The organism is Sphingobacterium sp. JUb56 (assembly GCF_014191365.1).
Classification (GTDB): Bacteria; Bacteroidota; Bacteroidia; order Sphingobacteriales; family Sphingobacteriaceae; genus Sphingobacterium; species Sphingobacterium anhuiense.
The window spans coordinates 1,513,559-1,525,982 of sequence record NZ_JACHWL010000001.1; the positions used below are offsets into that span (position 1 = coordinate 1,513,559).

7 protein-coding genes are annotated in these 12,424 nt (G+C 39.1%); 2 read left to right on the forward strand and 5 right to left on the reverse strand.

The window, feature by feature from the left end; all coding sequences use genetic code 11:
- Positions 1–87 precede the first annotated feature (87 nt).
- Both FHR29_RS06145 and FHR29_RS06150 read right to left on the reverse strand, forming a co-directional pair.
- Complete coding sequence (locus FHR29_RS06145) at positions 88–1,707, reverse strand: NADP-dependent glyceraldehyde-3-phosphate dehydrogenase (protein ID WP_021188556.1); 1,620 nt, start codon at positions 1,705–1,707, stop codon at positions 88–90.
- Between the two features lie 239 nt (positions 1,708–1,946).
- Positions 1,947–2,735 carry a carbon-nitrogen hydrolase family protein gene (locus FHR29_RS06150; protein WP_183913110.1) on the reverse strand — a complete coding sequence of 263 codons (789 nt, stop codon included), beginning with the start codon at positions 2,733–2,735 and terminating at the stop codon, positions 1,947–1,949.
- A gap of 243 nt (positions 2,736–2,978) precedes the next feature.
- Between FHR29_RS06150 and FHR29_RS06155 the strand changes: the two genes are divergently transcribed.
- Both FHR29_RS06155 and FHR29_RS06160 read left to right on the forward strand, forming a co-directional pair.
- Positions 2,979–4,730, forward strand: coding sequence for an ABC transporter ATP-binding protein (locus FHR29_RS06155; protein ID WP_221197807.1), 1,752 nt, complete (start codon positions 2,979–2,981; stop codon positions 4,728–4,730).
- Between the two features lie 103 nt (positions 4,731–4,833).
- Positions 4,834–6,564, forward strand: a complete 1,731-nt coding sequence (locus FHR29_RS06160) for an ABC transporter ATP-binding protein (RefSeq protein WP_183913112.1) — start codon at positions 4,834–4,836, stop codon at positions 6,562–6,564.
- A 66-nt stretch (positions 6,565–6,630) separates the two neighbouring features.
- Here FHR29_RS06160 and FHR29_RS06165 read toward each other — a convergent pair whose 3' ends face one another.
- Genes FHR29_RS06165 through FHR29_RS06175 form a run of 3 tightly spaced genes read right to left on the reverse strand, consistent with a single transcriptional unit; the run spans position 6,631 to position 12,338 of the window.
- A complete protein-coding gene (locus FHR29_RS06165) occupies positions 6,631–7,299 on the reverse strand; it encodes a DUF3823 domain-containing protein (RefSeq protein WP_183913114.1) in 669 nt (222 codons plus the stop codon).
- Positions 7,300–7,315: 16 nt separating this feature from the next.
- Positions 7,316–9,145: a RagB/SusD family nutrient uptake outer membrane protein gene (locus FHR29_RS06170; RefSeq protein WP_183913116.1), complete on the reverse strand. Its 1,830-nt coding sequence runs from the start codon at positions 9,143–9,145 to the stop codon at positions 7,316–7,318.
- Between the two features lie 28 nt (positions 9,146–9,173).
- The gene (locus FHR29_RS06175) at positions 9,174–12,338 is read right to left on the reverse strand and encodes a TonB-dependent receptor (RefSeq protein ID WP_183913118.1); all 3,165 of its coding nucleotides are present in this window, start codon (positions 12,336–12,338) and stop codon (positions 9,174–9,176) included.
- Between the last annotated feature and the right edge of the window lie 86 nt (positions 12,339–12,424).

The following is a 12,424-nucleotide window of genomic DNA, read 5'->3' on the forward strand; positions in this document are numbered from 1 at the left end:
GTAAATTTTCAAGGGAAACGCCCCGATTTATGACAATAATACACCGCTATGCTTCTCCCGATCGAGATGAGCATAGCTGTCATATCGTTAAAATATATACTTGGTGCTTAAGAAATTAGATCTATTTTCACTCACAATATCATTTAACAAATCTTTGTTGTGCTCTGTATTTTTAGTAGCTACTAATGATCGGATAGAAAAAGATCTTAGCGCATCGACAACAGACAACGTTCCCTCCGCACTATCTTTTCTTCCTGTAAATGGAAAAATATCCGGTCCACGTTGACATTGGCAATTGATATTTACACGACTTACCTGATTGACCAAAGGATCGATCAAAGAAGAAATAACAGCCGCATTATTACTAAATATACTCACCTGCTGTCCGTGAGAGGATCCGATTAAATATTCAATTGGTTCTTCCAGATCATCAAAAGGAACAACTGGAACAACTGGACCAAATTGTTCTTCACGGTATAATTTCATCTGCTCATTGACAGGATAAACAATAGCCGGATAAACAAATGACTCCAATACTTCACCACCATTCGGGTTGATCACTTTCGCTCCGAACTGTTTTGCATCTTCAATACACTCTGTTAAATAAGCTGGTTTATTCACTTCAGGAAGTGGTGTAAGTGCTACTCCACTCTCCCAAGGCATACCGTACTTCAGTCGTGACACTTCTTCAGTCAGTTTTTTCAAAAATTCCTGAGCTAGACTACGGTGCACATATACGATTTTAATCGCAGTGCATCGTTGACCGTTAAAAGATAATGCACCCAATACTGTTTCTTTGACTGCAAGGTCTAAGTCAGCATCACGGGTCACTATAGCCGCATTTTTGGCATCTAATCCTAGAATTGCACGTAGACGGTTCACTTTAGGATGAAGCTTTTTTAACTCATCAGCAACTCTGCTTGATCCGATCAAAGTCAGCACATTGATCTTGCCAGATTGCATCAGTTGCGGTACGATTTTATTTCCTCTACCATAAATGGTATTGACAACTCCTTTAGGAAAACTAGAACGGAAAGCCTCTAACAACGGATAGTGTAAAAGAGTACCATGCTTAGGTGGTTTGAATAATAACGTATTACCCATGATCAAAGCGGGGATCAACGTTGTAAAAGTTTCGTTCAGCGGGTAATTAAAAGGTCCCATGCAAAGTACCACACCAAGTGGCGATCTTCTCACTTGGGCAATAATTCCTTGCTCGATTTGAAAGCGGGATGAATCGCGGTCAATATCCTTTAAAGCGTCGATAGTGGCATAGATATATTCTACGGTACGATCAAATTCCTTTACAGAATCTGCATACGACTTACCGATTTCCCACATAATCAATTTAACAACAGTATCCTTTTGCTCTAACATTTTATGTGTAAAACGCTCAACACAGGCAATTCTGTTGGCAACACTCATCGTCGGCCATTCGCCACGTCCGTTGTCAAAAGCATTTACAGCAGCATCTAATGCTTCCATCGATTCCTTAACTGTACATACCGGGTAGCTACCGATGCGCTTTCGCTGAAGTCCGTCTTTTGTCTGTATACAAATAGGCGAAAACACTTCGTTCACCTCTCCTGCCCAAGGAAGTAACGCTCCATTTGAAAGGAAAACACGTTGATCCAATTGTTCAGCTAGATTAAATTCTGACGGAATATCCGCTTCAGAATAAAAAATGCTCTTTAGGTCTAAGTTCATTTTTCTTTTTTAATTTACTTTATTTTAATGAAAAAGGTTAGTGGTAATGTTTGGAAAAACAGATTACTTTGATAAAAAATATATATATTCCCTTATTACTCTATCATAAAGGTATACAATTAATTTAAATTTTGCTAATATAATTGTGTATTTATTACACTATCTATAACAAAGTTGATTTTTTTGAATTAAATCAGCATTTCAGATACCGATAAAATTGAAAGACAGTACTTAACCTTTTATAAATATAAATTGCTTTTGAATCTTTTAGCTAACATTCCTGAACCTTTGGCTGGATCGATATCAACAATTAAAACCCCCGCTTCTCCATACTGCTGATGCTTAACACAGGAACCATCCGGTGCAATTACAGCTGAAGCAGACTCTTGATAAGTGGAGGCATAATTGACACTGGCAAAGTAAATAATATTTTCCAGGGCACGCATCATCATGGCCTTTTCATAATAGGGATTCTCCTTCGCTCCGAATGTATGATAGTGTTGACCTGTTTCATTACTGCCTGTTAGATGCGGATGAAACACGATATGAGCCCCATTGCATGCACTCCATCGCACAGATTCGGGGTAACGAAAACCTTCATGACAGATCGTTATTCCAAATTTTAATCCGTTTATTTCAAAAACCTTACGCGCCACTCCTGCTGTCCACAGTTCATCTTCGCTTGGATCAAGCTGATTTTTAGTCTGATAACCTAAAAGCTCACCCGTACCCGATATGACATAAGCCAAATTATAAATACAATCGGCAATATATCCGTCCATTGGCAATACAAGCGCAATGTTATGCGATTTTGCAATGAATTTTGCTTTTTCCAAAGCCATCTCTAATGCTTCAGGAGTACGGCTTTCAATAGCATAACCCATACCTGGATAGCCCGGTATAAATGATTCAGGGAAACAGATGATTTCCGCACCTCCACGTGCGGCATCGCCTGCGAATTTTTCGAGCAGTTGAAGGCCATGATCTATTGAACTAGGAAAAGGTGGTGATGCAAGTGCTATTTTCATGATCGGTGCTAATGGAAGATAATAGTTAACATGCTGAAGGTAATAAATATTCCGTACGAAAGGCTTACATAAATATAGAAAAATAAAGCCAGATCGATTTATTGCGGAAGAAAAACTTCTCCCTTTCAAGGACTTTTTACTCCCTTTAACAGACTTCCCGGATTAGCTTAACACACTATATTTGCCCAAACAGTAATATTATGTAGAACTATTCTTAATAATAGTTACCATAACACGAATCAAATGAAAGAAGAAAAAAATAAAAAAAGCGGTATCGCCCGTCTGCTTGAGATAGCCGGCCGAAAAAAGGGTTTATTATTTGTCTCAGGATTTCTATCCGTCATGCATGCCCTACTGAGCTTAGTGCCCTATGTGCTTGTTTTTTATATTATCCGTGAACTCACGAAAGAAAACATCAATTTCAGCTTAGTCAATACCTATATCATTTATGCTATTTTAGCGGCCATAATCAGTATGCTTGTATTTTTTCTATCAGGCGTATCATCCCATATCGCAGCGTACAATATATTATTTGAACTGCGTAAATTTATCACCGCTCAGGTCGGCAAACTACCGATGGGTTATCTCAATAACCGTAATTCAGGAACATTAAAAAAAATACTTTCTGATGATGTTGAACGCATTGAAAATTTTATCGCCCATCAAATACCCGATTTTGTAAAAGGTATCGCCTTACCCATCATTACTATTGTCTATCTTTTTTTTCAGGACTGGCGTCTGGCTGCAATCAGCTGTGTCCCACTTTTAGTTTTAGCCGTCATGTTGCCAAAAATGTACAGTGGAAGAAATAAAAAACTGATTCAGGATTATCATCAATCCTTAGAAGAAATGAATGCCGGTATTGTAGAATATGTCAGAGCTATGCCTGTCATGAAAATATTCGGCCAGTCTGCAGAAACATTTGACAAGTATGGCAACACCGTAAAACGGTTCAATAAATTTGTGGGCGAATGGGTTAAAAGCAGTACGCCCGGTTTCGCTATATTTATGAGTTTCACGAGCAATGCGATGTTACCGGTATTGGCTCTCGGACTCTATCTCTATTTTCAGAATGGTGTAACTCTTGCCACACTTCTCTTGTTCCTGATCTTAGGGACCGGATACATTAAGCCTTTGTTTGCCCTCAATAATATGGGTATACAGATATCCATCATCAATCGTGGTGTTGAACAGATCGATGAACTGCTGTATACAGAACATTTACTTGAAAATGCAGCTGTACAGCACCCTATCGACTACTCCATTACATTTGAACATGTAAGTTTTGCTTATCAAGACAAAAACTGGGGACTTCAAAATATTAATTTTACAGTACCTGAAAAAACAATAACAGCTTTGGTCGGCCCTTCGGGGGCAGGTAAAAGTACCATCGGACAATTGCTCGCCCGCTTTTGGGATGTCACCAAGGGTGAAATACGCATCGGCGGTATTGATGTCAGAGATTATCCTACAGAAAAGCTCATGCGTCTGGTCTCATTCGTATTTCAGGATAGCTTTATGTTTCAGGACACTATGTATGAAAACATCTGTATGGGTATGAAAAAAAGCCGTGAAGAGGTCGAAGATGCGGCCAAAGCGGCGCAGATACACGATTTAATTTTGAGCTTACCCAACGGATACGACACCTTATTCGGACAGTCCGGTGTACATTTAAGTGGTGGTGAACAACAGCGCTTTCAATTAGCCAGAGCTATTCTTAAAGATGCGCCTATCTTAATTTTAGATGAAGCAACAGCATTCGCTGATCCCGAAAACGAAATCAAAATACAACAAGCATTTAGTCAGTTGATCAAAGATAAGACAGTATTAATCATTGCGCACAGATTGAGTACAATTACAGATGCGGACCAAATATTAGTTTTTGACCATGGTGAATTAATCGATAATGGAAAACATGATGAATTACTGGAAAACAGTGCCTTATATGGACGCATGTGGAATGCCCATACCAGAGCAAAGGAATTTGTGATCTAGTGCACATGGGGAATTTCGCCTCATAAAATTCCACCTCATCGTTCACATGATAAGGGAAATCATTCATTCAATTTATTACAGCATACAATAGAAATCAGTAAACATGATAAAGAACCTAAAATACGTTACCGCTTTTAACAGAAAAGATACGCGTAAAATCATACTTTGGGAAATACTCCATAGCCTGTTCATTGCCGCTCCATCAGCAATTTTACTGGTCATCATATGGGAATTGTTTTCTCCACAACCCGATGTACATAAAATATGGACGGTAGTAGGTCTTATGGCTGTCATGCTGGTCGTGCAATTTTTTATTGCATCGCAGTCTATGGTCAGATCCAACTTATGGGTCTATGACCTGTCCACAAAACTTCGTATTGCCTTAGGAAATCGCATCCAGAAATTTTCCCTTGGTTTCTTCAAACAACGTGATCCAGGGGAAATTGCATCCATTTTACTGCAGGATGTATCAAATTTTGAAGGTATTTTTGGGCATAGCGTTGGAAATCTGGCTTCTGCTATTTTTGGAACCACGGTGCTTTCTATTTTCCTATTTATCTATGATTGGAGATTGGCTCTTTGTCTTTTAGCAGCATTGCCACTCATTTATCCCTTTTTATATTTGGCCAATTATTTCGTCAGCAAATTAGGGAAAAAACAAATAGCGGCCCGGAATACTGTTGGAGCAAAATTTTTAGAATATGTACAGGGCATACGACATTTAAAGTCTTATGGATTAACCGGTGAGAAGCATAAGGGATTGGAAAATTCATTTGAAGATCTGAGAAAAAAAAGTATCCGTATGGAGGCTATTCCCGGTCCGTTTGTTGTCACAGCAGGCATTGTTTTCGAGATCGGTTTTATTTTGATGGTCGCCTTAGGATTATACTATTTATCCAACAATACCATCACCATTCCCGTATTAATTACGTTCCTCATTATGGGCTATAATTTATACAACCCACTTAAAGTGGTCATGGTCGATTATCTGGTGCTTCGATACATGAATGAAAGTCTCAACCGTATTGTTACTATTATGGAAACACCTACCATGGAAACGGGAAAAGAAGCTGTCCCCAATCGATATGATGTCATATTCGACAATGTTAGTTTTGGTTATCAAAATAAGTTAACCGTTCAGAATCTGAGTTTTACTGTTCCTGAAAAATCAATGCTCGCTTTGGTAGGCCATTCTGGTTCTGGAAAATCAACAATTGCCTCGCTCATTGCCCGTTTTTGGGATGTAAATACCGGCGGCATTAAAATCGGCGGCATGGACATTCGCGATATTCATCAAGATCAGTATTATACACTCATCAGCGAAGTATTTCAAGATGTATATCTCTTTGACGACACTGTTTATAACAACATCAAAATTGGTAAACCAGACGCAACCCTAGAAGAAATCATTGATGCGGCCGATAAAGCACAGATACTGGATTTCGTATGGGAATTTCCGAAAGGGATGGATACCATGGTGGGTGAAGGTGGCAGTAAACTTTCAGGAGGTCAAAAACAGCGCATCAGCATCGCCCGTGCATTATTGAAAAATGCACCGATTATACTGCTGGATGAAGCCACAGCAAGTCTCGATCCTGAAAATGAAATTTATATCCAGCATGCCATACAGGAACTTGTAAAAGCTAAAACCGTAATTGTAATTGCACATAAATTGGCTACCATTAAAAATGCAGACCAGATCATTGTATTGAATAATGGCGGTATTGCAGAAAAAGGAACACATGAAGCATTAGTGGAACAGGATGGTATTTACAGAAAAATGTGGGAAATACAGCAGAAATCAAATGGATGGAAAGTGAATAAGGATAGTTAACCTGAAGAATTTTAAAAAAAAGACCTCATGAATCATGAGGTCTTTAACACAATATCACTGCATCAACTATTTAATTTTTATTATTTCTGAATAGACAGCTTGATCTCCAGCATTTGCCCGAACACCTACTCTGGCAAAAAGAGGTCCGCTTCCACTCACTTCTTTTAACTGGCTGAGATCTTCTGATAAACTGATCTCCATTTTACCATCTTGATAATCCTTTCGGAAAATATTTGTAGCATCATCGACAAAGGCCGTACGGCTAACCAGCAACATATAATAATTGACACTTGCATTGTCAAAAACCTTGTTGATTGTAAAACTGCTTGTTAGCTTTTGGTTGGCATCTAAGGATAACTTTACATTCTCAATGGTGTAATAAGGAGTCACTTCATAATTGACAGTCGTGCTCCCTTTCAATTCAAATCGAACGGTATCGGTACTGTTTAACCAAGGGCCATTATTATTAGTGGCGATTAGTTTATACTTGCCATCAAAAATTTTAGACTTGAAACTTCCGTCTTGGCCTACGTAAACCTGAACTGGAGCATTGAGTTCAAATCCTTCTTGGTAAAGCTGTAATTTAACAACCTCACCTGTCCCTCTGACCCCAATCGGCTTTCCTTTATAGCTAACCTGCCCACTTATTGTCGAAGTAGGTTGGTCATAATTATCTTTACCACAAGCAGAAAACAGTAATGACAGTACAGTCATAATAATCAATATATTTTTCATATTCTTTGATTTAGTTTTATTGATACGGATTTCTAACCATTTTAGGATTATTATTAATCCAGTCCTGATTGATGAAATTATAATAATTCTTCATTTGGAAGAATCGCGGATTCGGTGAATTTGTAAAAGGTTGTTTATCAAAAACCCATTTGCCATGATTAACATTTCCCGGAGCTACAACTTTATAGGGAAACAAAGCATATTGTATAGCATCTGGATTTTGCGTAGATCCATTCCATATTTTATCGGCCAATCTCCATCGTTTTAAATCCCAGTACCGATGATCTTCAAATGCAAATTCGACTCTTCTTTCCTGCACGACATCTGCTAGAGACATCGTATTTAATGCCTTTAACCCTGCTCTAGATCTGATCTGATTAAGATAGCCTAGTGCTTTACTCATATTGTTTAACTCAAAAGCCGCTTCACTGGCGATCATGACGGCCTCAGCAAATCTAAACCGCGGGAACCACATTTCACTATTACGGCCTCTTGTTGAAGCTCCGGGATTTTCATCTAAAAATTTCCGGAAAAAGAAGCCTGATTTATTGACATATTGCAAGTTTGAGGTAATTGGCCCATTTGCCGCAGTGATCAGACCATTGGCATCACTTGTTCCAGGCTGGCCGATTTTAGTCACGTAAGACCCGCCCTGCAATATCTTCTGACCAGCTTGCAAAGTAACCACCTCGCCCTTAAAAACCGATCCAGGCAAAATAATAGAACCACTTAGTCTTGGATCTTTATCCTGGAAAATAGCTAAAGGATTATCATAGAAGATATAATTACCGTTCGCATCTTTATTTTTTAAAACCCCATTTCGATCATTGATATATTCAAAATCTTCAACTAAATTTAAAATCGGGCCTGCATATGCACGGTCAATATCTTCCGCCAGAGATGGTGCAATATTATTCTTGGTAAATTCTACCGTTTGTCCCGGATATTTATAATCTCTGGCCCATATCACTTCCACATTGTTCTCTTTGAGATTAATCGCTTCGTAAAAATTCCGGCTTAGATCATCCGGTTTCTTCAGGCTGAGCTGATATTTACCGCCATTGATCACCTGCTCTGCCGCACCAAGTGCTAATTCGTAAAACTTCTGAGCCTCAGACGCTGCGATACCAACTTCACCATTTGTTGTTTTAATCGGGTTGGGCATCTTATTGTTATAATTCGCCAATGATCCGGCATACACAGCCGCCCTTGCTTTTAACATTAATGCTCCCCATTTATTTATTCGACCCGCATTTATCGTCGGACTGTCACCCAAGTTGGCATGGATCTCATCGATTTCCTTAATGATATAGCTATAGATCTCCGACTCTGTTGATCGCGCATATTGCAGTGCCGTAATATCATCTCCCGGGGTATATTCAAAGACCTCATCCCCCACGATCGGCATACCGCCCATCCCGCGGGCCATATTAAAATAAACCCAGGCTCTTAAAAAGCGTGCTTCCGCTTCATAACTCAATTTCTTAGTCATATTGAGCGCATTTGTACTCCGCAATCCAGCTAAAAACTGATTGATACTCCGGATGAGCGTATAGTCATACACCCGCCATAAATCATCGCCATAGTTTTGGATATTATCAGGACCGCCATCAGATTTACCCGCTTCATCCAAAATCGTATAGCTGTACGAATCTGCTGTATTTTGTCCCCAGTGAACACGTCCATAAAAATTAGCCAGAACAGAATTGATCATGATTTCATCACTAAAAACCTGTTCATCACTGATGATCTTATCCGGGTCCTGGTCAAGTATATTATTGCAGCCGGTAGATAGTAAACCGATCAGCGCGATCCATATAATTTTATTACTGAATAACTTTTTCATATTTATCATTTTAAATTAACAGCCTTAATTAAAAAGTCAGGTTTAAACCAAAATTATAGATCCGCGTTGTCGGATAGACCAAACCACTTGTTGCGTTGATCTCCGGATCCACACCTTTTACATTAGATAACGTCAATAGATTCTGTCCCGAAAAATAGACCCTTGCTCTTTTGATACTCGCTTTTTTCAGGAAACTCTCCGGAAGGGAATATCCAAACTCAAGATTTCTAAGTTTGATGTATTTTACATTATGCTTCCAAAAATCACTGTTCCAATAATTACTGTGCGATGTATTGCCGATCAGTAACATGGGGTATTTCCCAGGTATCAGTTCACTGTTTGCATCATATATATCGGAAAGTCTCCAGGTATCTTCCATGTAGTATTGTGCATTATTACCCCCATCATGAAATGGATTTCTTTGCTCATTGTCCTGGTACCAAGAATTCAGACCACCGCCAGTTAAGTCAAAGGCTAAGTCAAAGTTTTTATAGCCGAATGAAAAATTAAAACCAAAATTCAAAATCGGTGTCGCGTCTTCACGGTATCCAATAGGGCGCTCATCCAGTCCATTGATAACGCCGTCACCGTTTTGATCTACATATTTGATATCTCCTGGTCTTAAAGTTTTATTCCCCTGTCTATCATTATCAACTGTCCAGTTTGCGATCTCTTCCCAACTTTGGAACTGACCTGCTGATTCCAGTCCCCAGTTGATGTACCCGAAACGCTCATTGATTGAATTTCTGTACACATTCCAGGAGTTACTAAATCTCGGTTTATACTGGTTCCAATCGTAAAATCTAGAGTAAGTTGCATTCGCAGCGACACTGTAACTCAATTCACCGATACGGTCTGACCACTTGATCATCCCTTCAACACCTTTATGCATATCTGAATTTAAGTTTTCGTTGGGTAAACTAAAACCTACTTCCGATGGTAGTAAAATATCATATCTCGAAGCTGGTAATCCAGTTCTCATGCGTCTGAAATAATCAAAACTTCCTGTCAGTTTAGAATTGACAATCGCAAAATCTAGCCCGATATCCAATATTTTCGCTCTGATCCAAGAAAGTGTCCTTACCGGTAAACCCCTAGGCTGTGAACCGATGATATATTTACCATCGATAACAGATCCACCGGATTTATAATTGTAACCGGACAGGTAATCAAATGCACTATAACCAGATACGGCATCATCCCCCAGCAAACCATAAGATGCACGCAGTTTAAAATCATTGATTTTACTCAAAATGGAATTATCTTTCCAAAAACTCTCAGCAGAGGCTCTCCAACCTAATGAGGCCGAAGGAAAAAATCCCCAGCGCTGTCCTGGAGGAAACTTCCAGGAACCATCGTATCGACCCGAAACTTCAATCAGATACTTACTGTCATAATCGTAATTAATACGGGCCAGATAACCTAATCGACCTTCTGTCCTATTTCCATCATCGTTATAGGTGTCCATGGTTTCATAATCGATCAAGTTCAACGAGTTGGCTGTCGGAATGGAATGTACCCATGTCGTTGGCGTATGACGGATAATCGTTTCAAAACCTCCTACTACATTGATATTATGCTTATCAATCAATTTGGTATAAGCCAGCTGAAAATTAGACGTAAGTTCTTCAACATGACCCATTCTTCTTTCGCGCCATGGATTGTTATTTTCAAAAATCACCGGATAAGTATCATTGGCTTCATCGTATCCATACAATTTGTAGGTATATTCATGGTTATCCAGCTTTTGATTTGCATAATAGTACCCCACCAAAGCCTTTGCTTTCAATCCGTCTATAATATCATATTCTGCATTGAAATTTAGTTGGGCAACACGCCAGGTATCCGTATATTTTCCAGATAAATCATAATTTAACCAGGCGAAATTCGTACCTGGATCGGTAGAAGTTAAGGTCGGATAATTGGGATTGTCATTGGCAAATGGTCTGGCAGTTGGCAAATTACGATAGGTAGCAAAAATTGGCAACCAATAATCGTCACCACCGGGAACTCCAGGATTCGTACGGTTTTCGTAACGTGCATTAAGGGAAGCACCCACTTTAAGTTTTTTGGAAATCTGCGCATCCACATTCATCTGCACATTGGTCCGTTTAAAACCGCCATAATTAACAATCATGGATTCTTGGTTCATATGACCTGCACTGAAGTAATAATTAATATTATCGGAGCCTCCAGAAGCATTGACCGAATAATACTGTTGTGGTGAAGTCTTCCAGATATAATCATACCAGTCAAATGGAACATAGCCTTTTTCTGTACCCGCTTTCCATTTTTCGAGATCTGTGCGCGAATATTTATAATCTTTGATTCCCTGCACAGTTTCCGATTGGATATAGTTCTCGATGTATGTGACTGCATCTGCAGCTTTAGGAAAGGTAGATAAATTCTGAAATCCGTAATTAGCGATTAGATTGACTGTATTAGCGGAATTTCTTTTTCCTCTTTTTGTTGTGACCACAATAACCCCATTGGCCGCTCGTACACCATAAATAGAGGCCGATGCATCTTTTAGTACAGAAACGCTTTCGATATCATTAAAGTCAAGGTTATTGAACTGACCAGCATCTTTTTGAACACCGTCAATGACATATAATGGATCGCCCATGTTACGGATCTGTAAAGCTGTACCAGCACCGGGACGGCCATCCGACTGCCGTGAGTTTAAACCCGGGATCTTACCGACCAAAGCTCCTGAAGTTGTTGAAGCAGTGGATCGTTTGATATCATTGGATCCTAATGTTGAAATCGCAGATGTCAATGATTCCTTTTTTTGCGTTAGTCCAAAACCCGTTACGACAACTTCGTCAATGTATTCAGGTGCACTGGATACTAAAGTAATATCCAAGTTCTGGGAAGAAGCATTGAGCTGGACCTCTTTCGTTTCATAGCCTTTATGACTGATCACTAATGTTGCATTAGTCGGATTCATGTTTAATGAAAACACACCCGTATTGTTGGTCGATGTTCCAGCGGTAGTTCCCTTGACTAAAACTGTCGCGCCTTGCAAGGGAGTGCCATCCGAACTTTTGACCGAGCCTTTTACGTCTTTATTTTGTGCATATGCTAGGTTTATGGAACATATACTCGAGAGTATAAAAAAATAAGGCGCATAGTCTGTTTTTAGATTAAAGACCTTCAAAAGGAATTTAATCTTAAAGAAAAACTTAATCATAATTTTAAATTTATTTTGGTTATAAAGTTTAAGTGTTTTTGCAAATAGGTGAATGCAAAAACACTTTAAATAGTCTTTCAATTATA

Bases quoted from the DNA above. Each gene is read 5' to 3' on its own strand.
- FHR29_RS06145 (WP_021188556.1), bottom strand. From the start codon at position 1,707: ATGAACTTAGACCTAAAGAGCATTTTTTATTCTGAAGCGGATATTCCG.
- FHR29_RS06150 (WP_183913110.1), bottom strand. From the start codon at position 2,735: ATGAAAATAGCACTTGCATCACCACCTTTTCCTAGTTCAATAGATCAT.
- FHR29_RS06155 (WP_221197807.1), top strand. From the start codon at position 2,979: ATGAAAGAAGAAAAAAATAAAAAAAGCGGTATCGCCCGTCTGCTTGAG.
- FHR29_RS06160 (WP_183913112.1), top strand. From the start codon at position 4,834: ATGATAAAGAACCTAAAATACGTTACCGCTTTTAACAGAAAAGATACG.
- FHR29_RS06165 (WP_183913114.1), bottom strand. From the start codon at position 7,299: ATGAAAAATATATTGATTATTATGACTGTACTGTCATTACTGTTTTCT.
- FHR29_RS06170 (WP_183913116.1), bottom strand. From the start codon at position 9,145: ATGAAAAAGTTATTCAGTAATAAAATTATATGGATCGCGCTGATCGGT.
- FHR29_RS06175 (WP_183913118.1), bottom strand. From the start codon at position 12,338: ATGATTAAGTTTTTCTTTAAGATTAAATTCCTTTTGAAGGTCTTTAAT.